Raw genomic sequence first — 15,345 nt, 5'->3', positions numbered from 1 at the left:
TGTTTTCCCTCCTTTGCCGTTCGTTTCGTGCACAAAATGGCAGGCTATTAGTGCTTCTAACCTATAAATTTATAAATATACGAAACTGTGTATGTGGAAAAATATATAATAAGGAAGTATAATGGAATTTCGACAGTATCCACTGCCTGTGGACAAATTTTTACAATGGGCTTGGATAACCTGTCCACATGTTATCCACAATCTGTGGATAAAGAAGATATTCACAGTGTGTTATTAAGTGTGAAAACACAAATATGATAACAGATAATAATAGACGTTGCAATGTTTTTTAAACTGTTATCCACAAGGTTCAGATCATGTGTACAAACATTGTCCACAGGTAGTGTTTTTGTGAAAAACCTGTCTATATGTGGTGTGGATAACATAAAAATTGTCGAAAATTCATCCACAAACAAAAATGAACACTAAATGCATGTTTTTTGTTCAATAGACTAATTGTGTAAGGAGCATGTTTCAGTGCAAAGAAATATGTACAAATATCAACATGCGAAAAAAAGCGATCGAATGTCTTATCAAAATGATCTGTTCTTCTTTTAATAAAAGGGGGATTTCAACCATCAGCATTAATTCTGAAGTAATAACCGTAATCATGGCTTGCTAATTGGAGAACAGTCTTAATGGTGTCTAGTAAGAGGATGTCTTAACTGCTGAATTTTATTCACAAAAAAGCTCAGATCGCGGCTCCAGATGACCAAAAGAAAAAAAAGAAAAAATTTGCAGATGACATTTCGGGAAAAAAAGGTTAAAATTCTAAGGTATGTATTTTACAAGCTGAATGTGGAGTTGACATCCTAGGGGTGTCATCTATATAATTAGAAAGACTGTCTTAAACAGCTATTCCTCAGGGAGGTGTCATATAATGAAAAGAACTTTTCAACCAAATAAGCGTAAAAGAAGTAAAGTTCACGGATTCCGCAGCCGTATGAGCAGCTCGAACGGACGTAACGTCTTAGCTCGTCGCCGCCGTAAAGGAAGAAAAGTATTATCTGCTTAGGCCACTGAAACGTCAGTGGTCTTTTTTCTACTATCCTGAAAATTTCAGGATAAATTAAAATGTAAATATAAATGAAGTTCAAAATATATATCATTAAAGGAATGGCTATACTAGAACCAGTGATCATTGCTGTGATCATCAAAATCTGGATCAATATGCTTCGTTATCGTTCTCTGCTTTTATGGAGATAAAGAGAATAGAGGTAGAGAGGTAGCTGAGCTTTGCATGAAGAAGGTGTAAATGACATGAAAAAAGAGTTTAGAGTAAAGAAGAATAAAGAATTTCAGAATGCCTTTAAAAAGGGCAAGTCATTTGCAAATCGGCAATTTGTCGTTTATTCCCTAAATAAAAGCAGCCAGGAGCATTTTCGCATTGGTTTGTCAGTCAGTAAAAAGCTCGGCAACGCGGTAAAACGAAATCAAATTAAACGTTATATACGCCAAGTTTTTCACGAATTAGACGGCGAACTGAAAAATGATTTCGATTATATTATCATTGCCAGAAAGCCTGTTGCTGAAATGGATTTCCATGAAGTGAAAAAAAGTCTAATCCATGTTTTAAAGCTATCGAGAGTTTTGGATCGAAGCTACAATGGTAATAATGCAAAAAAAGAATAGTTCAGGATTTCTCTTTTAATATAGTAAGACTTATATTGTAAAAGATGTTAAAATACAATACATATGGCCAGTTGTTCAAAGATAAGAAAGTGTAAATGAGGAAGTTAAATTTTATCTAAGATAGAATTAGGGTCAGAATTTACGCATATTCTTGTGGAAGGCGAACTTTTTGCCCTGGTTGGACAGGCTTGAGATAGAAAAAATAACTATGTACTTGGCATTAAGGAGGAAAAAACGCTTGAAGAAAAGAATACCGTTAATAATTGGTTTAATTCTTGTAACAGTACTATTATCAGGCTGTACAGAATTTAATGAACCGATTACATCTGATAGTGAAGGATTCTGGAATGAATACATTGTTTATCCGCTTTCTCTTTTTATTGTAAAAGTTGCTGAATTCGCTGGAGGAAGCTATGGATTGTCTATTATTATTGTTACAATCCTCATCCGTTTATTGATTTTGCCATTAATGATTAAGCAAACAAGAAGCTCTAAAGCGATGCAGGCTCTACAGCCGGAAATGCAGAAGCTGCGTGAAAAATATAGTTCAAAAGATCAAAAAACACAGCAAAAGCTTCAGCAGGAAACAATGGCTTTATTCCAGACTCATGGTGTAAACCCATTAGCTGGATGTATGCCGCTCTTTATTCAGATGCCGATTTTAATAGGCTTCTACCATGCAATTTCCCGAACAAGAGAAATTGCAAACCATAATTTCTTATGGTTTGACCTAGGTGCACCAGATCCTATTTATCTCCTGCCGTTAATTGCAGGCTGTACAACATTCATTCAGCAAAAGATGATGATGGCTGGTACACAGCATACACCGCAAATGGCTGTTCAAATGAATATGATGCTTTGGCTAATGCCAATCATGATTGTTATTTTTGCGATTAACTTCCCAGCAGCACTTTCATTATACTGGGTAGTCGGAAATATCTTCATGATTATCCAAACATATTTCATTAAAGGTCCGGATTTGAAGAAAGCAGCAGTATCCGGAAATGCAGGAGGAGCGAAAAAGTGAACGAAATAACTGCTACAGGACAATCCGTCACGGAAGCAGTAAACTCAGCACTAGCTCAACTAAACACAACGAAAGACCGCATAGATATTACGATCATTGATGAAGGCAAGAAGGGGATATTTGGAATTTTCGGTTCCCGGCCAGCAGTTGTGAAAGCTGTTAAGAAGCCAGATCCAATAGAAGAGGCAAAAAAGTTCTTATTGGATATAGGTGAAAAAATGGGCGCGCTGATCGAAGTAGAAGTGAAACAAGACGGAAAAAATGTCCAATTTATATTATCTGGAGATAAAATTGCCATCTTGATCGGTAAAAGAGGACAAACCATTAATTCACTGCAATATCTGACACAATTAGTGATCAATCGATATTCTAATCAGTATTTTAATGTCTTGCTTGATGCAGAGGATTACCGCAAGCGTCGAAATGATACATTGATACAGCTGGCTGAAAGACTTGCTTCTAAAGCTGTTCATACTGGTCAAAAAATTGCACTGGAGCCAATGCCTTCTTATGAACGCAAGGTGATACATTCGGCACTGGCGGGCAATAGAAAGATTAAAACCTACTCAGATGGCAATGATCCGCATCGTCATATTGTCATTGAACCATTTAAAACGAAATAAAAAGCAGACCTCAATCTTTATGGATTGAGGTTTTTTTGCGTGAAAATAAAGCTTTAGTTACTTCACTTGATAACGAGCGTTCTATCTTTTCGTGCAACCATTTCTGTGGATGATTGGAATTGTTAATTCTATTTCCGTTTTATTGTTATTCACATGTGGATAAGTTAAAATAGAGCATATCAAAAAGACGATTTGTGGATAAAATGACGGAGTATAAGCTGTAGCTCTGTGGACAATTGAATTTGTTTGCTTTTCTAATAGATATGGATATGATATGCTGAACTTTTGGGAAATAAAATTTCATTTGATCTTATAGATAGTTTAGGAATAAAGAGAGGTGAACAAAATGATGGAATTCGATACAATTGCAGCTATTTCGACGCCAATGGGGGAAGGCGCCATCGCGATTGTCAGATTGAGCGGTCCGCAGGCCTTTGAAATTGCAGATGTACTATTTAAGGGTGTATCCGGGAAAAAGGTTAAGGAAGTTCCCACGCACACGATCCATTATGGCAATATCATCGATCCGGGCACAGGACAAGTTGCCGAAGAAGTGATGGTCTCTGTTATGAAGGGGCCAAAGACATTTACAAAAGAGGACGTAGTTGAGATTAATTGCCACGGCGGACTTGTATCTGTCAACCGTGTTCTTCAGCTGCTTCTTAACCATGGTGCCCGTTTAGCGGAGCCTGGGGAATTTACCAAAAGAGCCTTCTTAAATGGGCGGATTGACTTGTCGCAAGCTGAAGCAGTTATGGATCTTATCCGCGCAAAAACGGATAGAGCGATGAATGTTGCCTTAGGACAAATGGAAGGCAGATTATCGAAGCTGATTAGAGGGTTAAGACAAGAAATCTTAGAAATTCTGGCCCATGTCGAAGTCAATATTGATTACCCGGAATACGATGATGTCGAAGAAATGACCCATCAAATGCTGCTTGAAAAATCCGCGATTGTTAAAAAGGAAATTGAAAAACTGCTGAGAACTTCACAGCAGGGCAAAATTCTTAGAGAAGGCCTATCAACAGTGATCGTTGGCCGTCCGAATGTCGGTAAATCCTCCCTGCTAAATAGTCTCGTACACGAAAACAAGGCGATTGTTACAGATATTCCTGGTACTACCCGTGATGTCATTGAGGAATATGTTAATGTGCGGGGAGTTCCATTGAGGCTGCTCGATACAGCAGGCATTAGAGAAACTGAGGATATTGTAGAACGAATCGGAGTAGAAAAATCGAGACAGGTTTTAAAGGAAGCTGATTTACTTCTGCTTGTCTTGAATTACTCAGATGAACTCAGTGTGGAAGATGAGAATCTTTTCAAAGCTGTCGAAGGCATGGATGTGATTGTGATTGTTAATAAAACGGACTTGCCAGCAAAAGTTGATATGGACAAGGTTCGAACATTAGCAGGAAATCATAAACTTGTGACGACTTCTTTATTGGCAGAGCAGGGCGTGGATGAATTAGAAGAAGCGATTGCCAGTTTATTTTTCAGCGGCTCGATTGAAGCAGGCGATATGACGTATGTTTCAAATACACGCCATATTGCATTATTAAATCAGGCACTCAACACCATTAATGAGGCCATACAAGGTGTTGAAATGGGTACACCAATTGATATTGTTCAAATTGACCTGACAAGAACATGGGAGCTGCTTGGGGAAATCATTGGAGACAGCGTTCATGAAAGCTTGATCGATCAGCTCTTCTCTCAATTCTGCTTAGGAAAATAGGAAACATAATAAAGATAAGAATTAAGAACTTTGTCTAGCAGCAGCACCTAGCCAGTGATCCATTGTCGGGGCTGAGCAAGGGCTTGCGCTTTTCTAAATAGGAGGTAAGAACATGCCGTATGAGGCAGGGAATTATGATGTAATCGTCATTGGTGCTGGGCATGCAGGTGTTGAAGCTGGGTTGGCTTCAGCACGTTTAGGTGCTAAAACGCTGATGGTTACAATCAATTTAGATATGGTTGCCTTTATGCCGTGTAATCCATCGGTTGGTGGACCCGCTAAAGGAATCGTTGTTAGAGAGATTGACGCATTAGGTGGAGAGATGGGAAGAAATATCGACAAAACCCATATCCAGATGCGGATGTTAAATACAGGTAAAGGTCCGGCCGTTCGGGCATTAAGAGCACAGGCAGATAAATTTACCTATCAGCATGAAATGAAAAAAACGATGGAAAACGAAGAGAACCTGACGCTAATTCAAGGAATGGTTGAGCGTTTAATCGTTGAGAATGGCGTATGTAAAGGTGTCATCACACAAACAGGTGCTATTTATCAGGCAAAATCAGTTGTTATTACGACAGGAACCTTCCTGCGCGGCGAGATTATTTTAGGAGAACTGAAATATTCAAGCGGACCGAACAATCAGCAGCCATCCATTAAACTTTCAGAGCACTTGCAGGAACTTGGCTTCGATCTTGTTCGTTTTAAGACGGGGACACCGCCTCGGGTAAACAGCAACTCGATTGATTACAGCAAAACTGAAATACAGCCAGGTGATGACGTACCTCGTGCTTTTTCTTTTGAAACAACAAAATATATTACAGATCAGCTTCCATGCTGGCTGACTTATACAAATGAACAGACACATATGATCATTGATGACAATCTGCATCGTTCACCGATGTATTCAGGCATGATTAAAGGAACGGGCCCGCGCTATTGTCCTTCAATTGAAGACAAGGTAGTCCGATTTAACGACAAGCCGCGCCATCAAATCTTCCTAGAGCCTGAGGGCAGAAACACTCAAGAGGTTTATGTGCAGGGATTATCAACAAGCTTGCCTGAGGATGTTCAGCATAAAATCCTTAAGACCATCCCAGGTCTTGAAAATGTACAGATGATGCGTCCCGGCTATGCAATTGAATATGATTCCATTGTACCGACACAGCTATGGCCGACACTTGAAACGAAGAAGATTAAAAACTTATATACGGCCGGTCAAATTAACGGTACATCGGGTTATGAAGAAGCGGCTGGCCAAGGGTTAATGGCAGGAATGAACGCCGGTTTAAATGCAATTGGCAAAGAAGAAGTGATATTAAGCCGTTCTGATGCTTATATTGGTGTACTAATTGATGATCTTGTGACAAAAGGGACAAATGAACCTTACCGTCTATTGACTTCACGTGCAGAATATCGTCTGCTGCTGCGCCATGATAATGCGGATCTGCGCTTAACTGAACTGGGTCATAAGGTTGGATTAATTAAAGAAGATCGTTTTGCTCGTTTCACAGCGAAAAAGCAAGCAGTAGAAACAGAAAAAGAACGTCTTAAAACAGTGATGATCAGACCAACAGCACAAGTTCAGGAGCTGATTCAATCACTTGGCGGCAGTGAGCTTAAGGATGGTATCCGCGGGGCTGACCTGCTAAAGCGTCCTGAAATGAACTACAGCCATATCAATCAGCTTGTGCCTGCAGATGTACAGCTTGATGCAGATGTGACCGAGCAGGTAGAAATCCAAATTAAATATGAAGGTTATATTGAAAAATCTCTTCAGCAAGTAGATCGGCTGAAAAAGATGGAAAATAAGAAAATCCCTGAGAACATTGATTATGAAGCCATTCATGGTTTAGCTTCTGAGGCGAGACAGAAATTAAAAGAAGTTCGGCCGCTTTCGATTGCACAGGCATCAAGAATTTCCGGCGTCAATCCGGCGGATATCTCCATCTTACTTGTTTATTTGGAGCAAGGCAGAATTGCAAAAATAGCAAACGACTAATCTGCTAGTAGCGAGAAAGGATTGACCGATGAACACGACCGAATTTACTGAAATGCTTGCGGCGAAAGGGATCTCCCTTTCGTCTGAGCAAATCAGACAATATGAAATTTATTATTCTACTCTGGTTGAGTGGAATGAGAAAATGAATTTAACAGCAATTACGGATAAGGAAGAAGTTTATTTAAAACATTTCTACGATTCCATTTCCGCAGCCTTTTATTATGATTTTAACGAACCGCTGCATCTTTGTGATGTAGGGGCAGGTGCTGGTTTTCCAAGCATTCCTATAAAAATTGCTTTCCCGCATTTACATATAACAATTGTAGATTCACTCAACAAAAGAATTGGGTTTCTAGAGCATTTAGCCAAGGAGCTTAACCTGACAAATGTCCGCTTTATTCATGATCGAGCGGAAACCTTTGGACAAAACCCAAACCATAGACAGTCATATGATGTTGTTACTGCACGCGCTGTAGCACGGTTATCTGTGCTAAGTGAACTATGTCTGCCGCTTGTAAAACAGGGCGGGACTTTTGTTGCAATGAAGGGTGCTAGTGCAAAGGAAGAGATCGATGCTGGAAAGAAGGCAATCGCAACTCTTGGCGGCCGCTTAAAAGAATGCCATACCTTTACATTGCCTCAAGAGGAAAGTGAACGAAATATTTTAATCATTGAAAAAGAAAAACAAACACCGAAAAAATACCCAAGAAAGCCTGGTACACCAAATAAAACACCAATTGAATAACAATAGAATATTGGCGTATTTTTCAGAATGAAAGACATCTAATGTACAAAACATGTTATATTTATCATGCAGGATTTGTCATATCACTAGAGAATATGTAATAGGGAGTTTCGTAAAGGTGGTGCAGGGTGATGAAAAATTCTTTCTCACGCTTTTTTGGCCTAGGCGAAAAGGGAGAAGAAGTGGAAACAGAAAATAAGCTTGAAATAGATGTAGTTTCTGACCACGATGAAGTGAAAAAAATACCGATAGATAAAATTGTGCCTAACCGTTTTCAGCCAAGAACGGTATTTGACGATGAAAAAATAGAAGAGCTTGCGCGTACCATTCATATCCATGGCATTATTCAGCCTATTGTTATTCGTGAGTATGCGGATGATCAGTTCGAGATCATTGCTGGGGAACGCAGATGGCGTGCCATGAAAAAATTAGAGTGGACCGAAGTGCCTGCCATCGTAAGAAACTTAAGCGATACAGAAACAGCTTCAGTTGCACTTATAGAAAATTTACAGCGCGAGGAGCTTTCTCCGATTGAAGAAGCGGTTGCTTACGGGAAGCTATTAGAGCTGCATAATTTGACACAAGAAGCACTTGCACAGCGTTTAGGAAAAGGACAATCAACTGTAGCAAATAAACTGCGTTTATTAAAGCTGCCTGAGCAAGTTCAGGAAGCTGTCTTAAATAAAGAAATAACGGAGCGGCATGCCCGTTCACTGATTCCTTTAAAAGATCCGGAAAAGCAGGTTCTCCTTCTTCAGGAGATTATTGATAAAAATTTTAATGTTAAGCAGACAGAAGACCGAGTTGTCAAAATGCTTGAGCAGAAACAGGTTAAGCCAAAGCCAAAAAGAAAAGCATTCAGCAAAGATATGCGAATCGCAGTTAATACGATCCGTCAATCGCTGTCAATGGTAGAGGATAGCGGAATCAATTTAAACTCAGAAGAAGAAGAATTTGACGAGTTTTATCAAATTACCATTAAAATTCCGAAAAAGAAATGATCTTATTTTAGAATCTTACCTATTCAAACTTATTATAGATAATCTCGAGACCAATGAAATTTGGTCTTTTTTTTATGTGTATTTTAAAAAAAAGATGTTTTTTTGGTTTGTTTTTCAATAAAAACAACATAATAAATAATAAATATTTATTGAAAAACGATAAATTACATGGTAAATTGAAAAAGTAATAATAAAAGTGAGGTGTATTTATGAAACAAGTATCAACGCTTTTCTTGAAAATCGCTGTGATTTTTATTGGGATACCAATTCTTGCACTATGCATTTTCTTAGTGCCCCAGTTAGGAAAGGTTGCAGCAGAATTGCTTCCTGATTTTCCTGCGATCCGATATATGGTTTATATGATTTTTTGGGGTTCAGCCATCCCTTTTTATTTTGCCTTATATCAGGCATTTAACTTATTGCGCTTTATCGACAGCAACAAAGCTTTCTCACAAATTTCTGTAGAGGCATTAAAGAAGATCAAATATTGTGCCATCATCATCAGCAGCTTGCATATTCTCGCACTTCCGCTATTTTATCTGTTTGCGGAAATGGATGATGCTCCAGGTGTCATCTTTGTCGGATTGCTCGTGCCTTTTGCATCAATGGTCATTGCTGTCTTTGCGGCAGTACTGCAAAAATTGCTTCAAGAAGCAATCGATATCAAATCAGAAAATGATTTAACGGTCTGAGGTGAACATAATGGCAATTATAATTAATATTGATGTCATGCTGGCAAAGAGAAAAATGAGCGTAACGGAACTTTCGGAGCGTGTTGGAATAACGATGGCAAACCTTTCAATTTTAAAAAATGGAAAGGCAAAGGCGATTCGCTTTTCAACATTAGAAGCTATATGCCAGGCTTTAGAATGCCAGCCTGGAGATATTTTAGAATATAAAAGAGATGAAAAAGATCAAAATGAAAATTAGAGCATGTATGAAGCTATAAAAATGGAGGTGTAAATCTATGAGGGCACTAAAACAGCTGACGCATTTTGGCTGGGAACAGGCATTATCTTGTCTTTTTCCTGTTGTGATTTTTGCCTCATTAGCATTGACACAGTTTGTTCAGCTTCCTTTTTTGTATCGATATGACTGGCTGCTGCTCATCTGCCTTTTCATGCAATGGTGGATGGTGCGCTCCGGACTTGAAACGCGTGATGAGCTGAAGGTAATCACCTTATTTCATATTATTGGGCTGGCTTTGGAACTCTTTAAAGTGCATATGGGGTCTTGGTCCTATCCAGAAGAAGGATTTTTTAAAATATTGGGAGTACCATTATACAGCGGATTTATGTATGCCAGTGTAGCCAGTTATCTTTGTCAGGCATGGAGAAGACTGAATGTTAACCTAGTGAAGTGGCCGCCATTTTTAGCTGTTGTACCTCTTGCTTCTGCCATTTACTTGAACTTTTTTACACATCATTTTTGGGTGGATATCCGCTGGTGGCTATCTGCTCTCGTTATCATCGTCTTTTGGAAATCTTCGGTTACATACGAAGTGAATGGATCTCTTTATCGTATGCCGCTTGTCTTTTCATTTATTTTAATCGGATTTTTTATATGGATTGCAGAAAATATTGCTACCTTCTTTGGAGCCTGGCAATACCCAAACCAGACAGAGGCCTGGAGTCTTGTACACCTAGGAAAGGTCAGCTCATGGCTTCTGCTCGTCATAGTCAGCTTCCTCATCGTCGCAACCTTAAAACAAGTAAAACGAAACCAGCCATTTGACTCCAAAACGTATGACAAACAAACAAGCACTGTAAAAATAACTGAGCAGAAGCTATAAATAAATGCCGCCTTTAATAATACTTTCTATAAACAGGCTGGGACATATTATTTAATCCAAAGAGACCGAGTGATTAGGGGGAAACATGTCTAATCATTCGGTTTTTTGTTACTCTGATATATTTTTTGAATATGAGTGAAATGGAGCGGAGGACACTCGACTCCTGCGGGAAGTAGAGGAAAGGGTGAGACCCCGCAGGCTTGCCGAGGAGGCTCAGCTTCCTCCCCGCGGAAAGCGACTGTCCGCAGCGCAATGGAACGGACTCGATTAATAGCAACTATCTGCGAAATCACACTAACTTACAAAACTACCGAATAAAAAATGATTCTCCTAATCAATTCATGATAAAATAGAATACGTGATTTCTATTTTTACCAATAGACCATTTATTAATAGAAACTTTTGATATGAAGGTAGGTGACATCGTGGGCAAAGTAATATCCATTGCGAACCAAAAAGGCGGAGTAGGGAAAACCACCACCTCTGTCAACTTAGGTGCATGCCTTGCTCATATGGGGTATAAGGTGCTGCTCGTTGATATTGATCCGCAAGGGAATGCCACCAGCGGTGTTGGTATTGAAAAAGCCGATGTTGATCAGTGCATTTATGATGTTTTAGTAGATGATGTAGAATCTTCCAAGGTGATTAAGCCAACCTCTGTGGAGAATTTATTTGCTATTCCTGCAACAATCTCTTTAGCAGGAGCGGAAATAGAACTTGTTCCGACGATTTCAAGGGAAGTACGTTTAAAACGGGCTCTAGATGAAATTAACAATGAGTATGATTATATTCTTATAGATTGCCCGCCATCGCTAGGCTTGCTGACCATTAACTCTCTTACAGCTTCAGATGCGGTCATTATTCCTGTTCAATGTGAATATTACGCATTAGAAGGGTTAAGTCAGCTATTAAATACAGTTCGCCTCGTGCAAAAGCATCTGAACCAAGACCTTAAAATAGAAGGTGTCTTGCTGACTATGCTGGATGCTAGAACGAACCTGGGCATTCAGGTAATTGAAGAAGTGAAGAAATATTTCCAAGATAAAGTATATAACACGATCATTCCAAGAAATGTACGTCTAAGTGAAGCTCCAAGTCATGGTCAGCCGATTATTTCGTATGATGCAAAGTCAAGAGGAGCAGAAGTTTATTTAGATTTGGCAAAGGAAGTGGTTGCGAATGGCTAAAGGGTTAGGAAAAGGACTCAATGCTTTCTTTGGAAATATGGACGAAAATCAAGAGGAAATGGTTCAAGAAGTCAATTTAAAAGAGCTTCGCCCCAATCCGTATCAGCCGCGGAAGGTCTTTGACAAAGACTCAATTGAAGAGATGAAGCTTTCTATTCTTGAACATGGGATCCTGCAGCCGATTATTGTTCGAAAAAGCATTAAAGGCTATGAAATTGTTGTCGGGGAAAGACGCTATCGCGCAGCAAAGGAAGCGAAGCTTGATAAAGTACCGGTTATCATCCGTGATTTATCAGAACCGCAAATGATGGAACTTGCTGTTCTTGAAAACTTACAGCGGGAAGATTTAACACCAATTGAAGAAGCTTCTGCTTATCAGCTCCTTTTGGACAAGCTTAAACTGACACAGGAAGAGCTTGCTAAAAGACTTGGCAAAAGCCGGCCGCATATTGCGAATCATATTCGACTGCTATCACTTCCGCCTGCAATTCAAGCCTTTATTACTGACAAGAAAATTTCCATGGGACATGGAAGAGCATTGCTCGGACTTCGCAATAAAGACAAACTGAATGCGGTTGTGCAAAAAACGATCAAAGAAGGCTGGAATGTAAGACAGCTCGAGAGCTTCATTCAGCAAATCAATGAAAATGTTTCACGTGAAACAAAAAAGCCAGAGAAAAAAGATGTCTTTATTCGTGAGAAGGAAACATCGCTGCGTGAGCGTTTTGGAACAAATGTCATTATTAAACAAAACAAGAACAAGAAAAAAGGGAAAATCGAAATTGAATTTTTCTCTAAAGATGATTTAGAGCGCATTATCGAGTTACTGGGCTCTGAAGAATCAGATATGTGACCATCACAACCATGATGGTTATTTTTTTCATTCCAAAAGATCTTTTATAAGAGGAATAGGAGATTTACATGTTTTTATTAGGTGCAGCGGTAAACGGCATATGCATTATTATTGGTACTTTTTTAGGCAGATTATTTCACCGCATTCCAGAGAATATGAAAACAACGGTCATGTATGCCATTGGCCTATGTGTTATGGTTCTCGGTCTGCAGATGGGTTTGAAAAGTGACAATTTTCTAATTGTCATTTTAAGTCTTGTTTTTGGAGCTGTAATAGGAGAGTTTTTAGGATTAGAAGATCAGCTTAATAAGTTAGGAAATTGGCTGGAAAAGAAAATTGGAACTAGTGGGCAAGGCAGCATTTCGCAAGGTTTTGTGACGGCCACATTGATCTTTGTGATTGGTGCAATGGCTATTATAGGCGGATTAGATAGCGGTATTAGGGGAGATCATTCGGTTTTGTATACCAAATCGATTATTGATGGATTTACCGCCCTAATTTTAGCAACTACCTTGGGAATCGGCGTCATCTTTTCTGCTATTCCTGTCGTCTTGTATGAAGGATTGATTGCCCTTTTTGCAAAAGGAATAAACAATGTCATCCCTGAGGCTCTATTAAATAGTTTTATTACTGAAATGACAGCAGCAGGCGGCATTATGATTTTTGCAATTGGACTTAATTTAACAGGTTTAACAAAGGTTAGAGTGGCCAATCTGCTGCCGGGTATTATCGTGACAGCCATTATTGTGACCATATTATATATGTGGGGATAAAAGAAAATGAGGCGGTGAAAAGAAATCACTGCCTCATTTTTCGTTATTCTTTCAGAAAGTAAAAGTTTTATAGCCCTGTATCCGTATTAAGCCTCGATGCTCTTCTTATTACTGTGTTTGTTCTGTTTCAACTGGCCACTTAATTGCAGACCAAGTTGGATGCCGGGGAAATTCCAGACTCGCTTCATAAATACCGCCCGCAATCATTTGGGCCATTTTCATAACCAAATGCAATCTGGTATTTTGTAAAACAAAAAATTCCATAAAGCCGCTCACATTAACGATGCCCGTTATATGCATATCTCCCACTTCAGGCAAATCTTTATTAACGCCTGCCCCAGGTTTAACAGGACCGTCACCAACTTGGATAATGCCGACAGATTTAACCCTTCCTAAACAGGCATCAATGCCAATGATGAAAGGATTAAAGTGCTTTTTGCGGATCTCAGCTAATTTATCTTGAAGATTGACCGCATGAATGGGATCTTCTAAAGTACCGTACACATAAAAGGATTCCATCTTTTTTTCCTCAAGCAGTGTCCCAACAAGTGGTCCTAAAGAGTCGCCGGTTGAACGATCAGTGCCGATGCAAACAAAAACAACAGGACGGATGCCTAATCTTGCAGGCAGTTTAGCCTTTAATTCAATTGCCAACTTTTCTTCTGCACTTTGCTCATCATGCTCGATCCGTTTTGTTCCGCCAGTTTTTTTATCAAAAAGGTTTGTTTTAAAATTCATCGGCTTCTCTCCTTCAAAATTTCTGCTGTATCGCTGTTTTTCTGCGGTATTTGGCTTGTTAAATCATTTTGTGCCTCTTGCAGACACCCTGTATTTTTCTGAGTAGTAACAGTATACGGAATTTTTTAAAAATCTATACGTATGTCTTGCGAAGAACTGCTAAAAAATGAACTTATTATGGTAAAGGATTTGTATATCTGAACAATGTTCCATCAATGTTCATGTGCCAGTTTTTTTTGAAGAGATAAAGTGTAGTGCTCTCTGCTACAATGTAGAGAGAAAAGTTGCTAATATAGATCGTATACAATGTATAATTAACAAAATTAAAGCAGGTGAAACCCATGAACGGTCTGGATAGCCTTATATTAGAGATAAAAGAGCATTTATTTAATGAAGCCTTATGGTGGAAAATTGGCGAAGGTGCCTTAAGAATTTTACTTATTATCATAATCACTCGATTTATCATTAAGTCAGGCAAAATCTTAATTCACAAATTGTTTACGGTGCGAACACGGTCGGCAATTAGAATTACAGAGAGGCGCGAAGCCACATTAATGAAGCTTCTGGAAAATGTCTTGACGTATGTCACATCCTTTATTGCTTTAATGATGATCCTTCAGGCTTTAACGATTAATGTAGGAGCTTTGCTTGCAGGAGCAGGAATTGTTGGCTTGGCAGTTGGATTTGGCGCTCAAAACCTAGTAAAGGATATTATCACCGGTTTTTTTATAATCTTTGAAGATCAGTTTTCCGTTGGCGATTACGTTCGAATTGATCAGTTTGAGGGCACCGTAGAGGAGATTGGTCTTCGGACGACGAAAATTAAAAACTGGACAGGAGAGCTTCATATTCTGCCGAACGGAAGCATTATTCAAGTGACGAACTTTTCGTTGAATAATAGTGTTGCCTTTGTGGATGTCAGTCTTACTTACGATGCAGATTTCACAAAAGCAGAAGAAGTGCTGCAGGAGCTTTTTCTCACGCTGCCTGAAAAGTATAGTGATATGGTAAAACGACCTGAGATATTAGGAATTCAAACGATGGCGGGAGCAGATGTTGCCATTCGGGTTACGTCCGAAACATTGCCAATGCGTCACTTTTATATTGCCCGCATATTAAGAAAAGAAATTAAATTTTGTTTAGAGCAGAATGGCTTTGATGTTCCATTTCCAAGAATGGTTACGTACAGCAGAGAACCTGAAATAAATAGCGGCAAAATGAATATGGGAGGATAAGT

The 15,345-nt window shown here is 39.1% G+C and carries 16 protein-coding genes; 15 read left to right on the top strand and 1 reads right to left on the bottom strand.

What is annotated here, in order from left to right; translation table 11 throughout:
• Window positions 1–880 precede the first annotated feature (880 nt).
• The 14 genes from rpmH (at window position 881) to J1899_RS22120 (ending at window position 13,370) form a co-directional block, all read left to right on the top strand.
• The gene (rpmH, locus tag J1899_RS22185) at window positions 881–1,015 is read left to right on the top strand and encodes a 50S ribosomal protein L34 (protein ID WP_066441866.1); all 135 of its coding nucleotides are present in this window, start codon (window positions 881–883) and stop codon (window positions 1,013–1,015) included.
• Between the two features lie 245 nt (window positions 1,016–1,260).
• Window positions 1,261–1,632, top strand: coding sequence for a ribonuclease P protein component (rnpA, locus tag J1899_RS22180; RefSeq protein WP_214476817.1), 372 nt, complete (start codon window positions 1,261–1,263; stop codon window positions 1,630–1,632).
• A 238-nt stretch (window positions 1,633–1,870) separates the two neighbouring features.
• On the top strand, window positions 1,871–2,659 hold the full coding sequence (gene spoIIIJ, locus J1899_RS22175; RefSeq protein WP_066441872.1) for a YidC family membrane integrase SpoIIIJ: 789 nt from the start codon (window positions 1,871–1,873) through the stop codon (window positions 2,657–2,659).
• Window positions 2,656–3,282: an RNA-binding cell elongation regulator Jag/EloR gene (gene jag, locus J1899_RS22170; RefSeq protein ID WP_214476815.1), complete on the top strand. Its 627-nt coding sequence runs from the start codon at window positions 2,656–2,658 to the stop codon at window positions 3,280–3,282. The genes spoIIIJ and jag overlap by 4 nt, the downstream gene beginning before the upstream one ends.
• Window positions 3,283–3,631: 349 nt before the next feature.
• On the top strand, window positions 3,632–5,017 hold the full coding sequence (gene mnmE / locus J1899_RS22165) for a tRNA uridine-5-carboxymethylaminomethyl(34) synthesis GTPase MnmE (RefSeq protein WP_066441877.1): 1,386 nt from the start codon (window positions 3,632–3,634) through the stop codon (window positions 5,015–5,017).
• Window positions 5,018–5,129: 112 nt separating this feature from the next.
• Window positions 5,130–7,019, top strand: coding sequence for a tRNA uridine-5-carboxymethylaminomethyl(34) synthesis enzyme MnmG (gene mnmG, locus J1899_RS22160; protein WP_214476813.1), 1,890 nt, complete (start codon window positions 5,130–5,132; stop codon window positions 7,017–7,019).
• A 28-nt stretch (window positions 7,020–7,047) separates the two neighbouring features.
• Entirely contained in the window at window positions 7,048–7,764 is a 717-nt protein-coding gene (gene rsmG, locus J1899_RS22155) for a 16S rRNA (guanine(527)-N(7))-methyltransferase RsmG (protein WP_066441880.1), read from the top strand.
• 131 nt (window positions 7,765–7,895) lie between these two features.
• On the top strand, window positions 7,896–8,765 hold the full coding sequence (noc, locus tag J1899_RS22150; RefSeq protein ID WP_066441881.1) for a nucleoid occlusion protein: 870 nt from the start codon (window positions 7,896–7,898) through the stop codon (window positions 8,763–8,765).
• 209 nt (window positions 8,766–8,974) lie between these two features.
• Window positions 8,975–9,457 (top strand): DUF2975 domain-containing protein, encoded by a 483-nt coding sequence (locus tag J1899_RS22145; RefSeq protein ID WP_066441887.1) that lies wholly within the window; start codon window positions 8,975–8,977, stop codon window positions 9,455–9,457.
• A 10-nt stretch (window positions 9,458–9,467) separates the two neighbouring features.
• Window positions 9,468–9,695, top strand: a complete 228-nt coding sequence (locus tag J1899_RS22140; protein ID WP_066441889.1) for a helix-turn-helix domain-containing protein — start codon at window positions 9,468–9,470, stop codon at window positions 9,693–9,695.
• A gap of 37 nt (window positions 9,696–9,732) precedes the next feature.
• Entirely contained in the window at window positions 9,733–10,557 is an 825-nt protein-coding gene (locus J1899_RS22135) for a DUF817 domain-containing protein (protein WP_214476811.1), read from the top strand.
• A 425-nt stretch (window positions 10,558–10,982) separates the two neighbouring features.
• Window positions 10,983–11,744, top strand: coding sequence for a ParA family protein (locus J1899_RS22130; protein ID WP_066441896.1), 762 nt, complete (start codon window positions 10,983–10,985; stop codon window positions 11,742–11,744).
• Window positions 11,737–12,597 carry a ParB/RepB/Spo0J family partition protein gene (locus J1899_RS22125; protein ID WP_066441898.1) on the top strand — a complete coding sequence of 287 codons (861 nt, stop codon included), beginning with the start codon at window positions 11,737–11,739 and terminating at the stop codon, window positions 12,595–12,597. Before J1899_RS22130 ends, J1899_RS22125 begins: the two co-directional genes overlap by 8 nt.
• Before the next feature lie 68 nt (window positions 12,598–12,665).
• Entirely contained in the window at window positions 12,666–13,370 is a 705-nt protein-coding gene (locus tag J1899_RS22120; protein ID WP_214476809.1) for a DUF554 domain-containing protein, read from the top strand.
• Window positions 13,371–13,478: 108 nt separating this feature from the next.
• Here the strand turns inward: J1899_RS22120 and yyaC are convergent, their stop codons facing one another.
• The gene (gene yyaC / locus J1899_RS22115) at window positions 13,479–14,108 is read right to left on the bottom strand and encodes a spore protease YyaC (protein WP_214476808.1); all 630 of its coding nucleotides are present in this window, start codon (window positions 14,106–14,108) and stop codon (window positions 13,479–13,481) included.
• Between the two features lie 341 nt (window positions 14,109–14,449).
• Between yyaC and J1899_RS22110 the strand changes: the two genes are divergently transcribed.
• Entirely contained in the window at window positions 14,450–15,343 is an 894-nt protein-coding gene (locus J1899_RS22110; protein WP_214476806.1) for a mechanosensitive ion channel family protein, read from the top strand.
• Window positions 15,344–15,345 lie beyond the last annotated feature (2 nt).

It is taken from the genome of Cytobacillus gottheilii, assembly GCF_018582665.1.
GTDB classification, from domain to species: Bacteria; Bacillota; Bacilli; order Bacillales; family Cytobacillaceae; genus Cytobacillus; species Cytobacillus gottheilii.
This window is presented reverse-complemented; position numbering and strand designations above follow the sequence as displayed.

Bases quoted from the DNA above. Each gene is read 5' to 3' on its own strand.
- J1899_RS22135 (WP_214476811.1), top strand. From the start codon at position 9,733: ATGAGGGCACTAAAACAGCTGACGCATTTTGGCTGGGAACAGGCATTA.
- J1899_RS22140 (WP_066441889.1), top strand. From the start codon at position 9,468: ATGGCAATTATAATTAATATTGATGTCATGCTGGCAAAGAGAAAAATG.
- mnmG (WP_214476813.1), top strand. From the start codon at position 5,130: ATGCCGTATGAGGCAGGGAATTATGATGTAATCGTCATTGGTGCTGGG.
- J1899_RS22110 (WP_214476806.1), top strand. From the start codon at position 14,450: ATGAACGGTCTGGATAGCCTTATATTAGAGATAAAAGAGCATTTATTT.
- noc (WP_066441881.1), top strand. From the start codon at position 7,896: ATGAAAAATTCTTTCTCACGCTTTTTTGGCCTAGGCGAAAAGGGAGAA.
- J1899_RS22145 (WP_066441887.1), top strand. From the start codon at position 8,975: ATGAAACAAGTATCAACGCTTTTCTTGAAAATCGCTGTGATTTTTATT.
- rpmH (WP_066441866.1), top strand. From the start codon at position 881: ATGAAAAGAACTTTTCAACCAAATAAGCGTAAAAGAAGTAAAGTTCAC.
- rnpA (WP_214476817.1), top strand. From the start codon at position 1,261: ATGAAAAAAGAGTTTAGAGTAAAGAAGAATAAAGAATTTCAGAATGCC.
- mnmE (WP_066441877.1), top strand. From the start codon at position 3,632: ATGGAATTCGATACAATTGCAGCTATTTCGACGCCAATGGGGGAAGGC.
- J1899_RS22125 (WP_066441898.1), top strand. From the start codon at position 11,737: ATGGCTAAAGGGTTAGGAAAAGGACTCAATGCTTTCTTTGGAAATATG.
- rsmG (WP_066441880.1), top strand. From the start codon at position 7,048: ATGAACACGACCGAATTTACTGAAATGCTTGCGGCGAAAGGGATCTCC.
- yyaC (WP_214476808.1), bottom strand. From the start codon at position 14,108: ATGAATTTTAAAACAAACCTTTTTGATAAAAAAACTGGCGGAACAAAA.
- J1899_RS22120 (WP_214476809.1), top strand. From the start codon at position 12,666: ATGTTTTTATTAGGTGCAGCGGTAAACGGCATATGCATTATTATTGGT.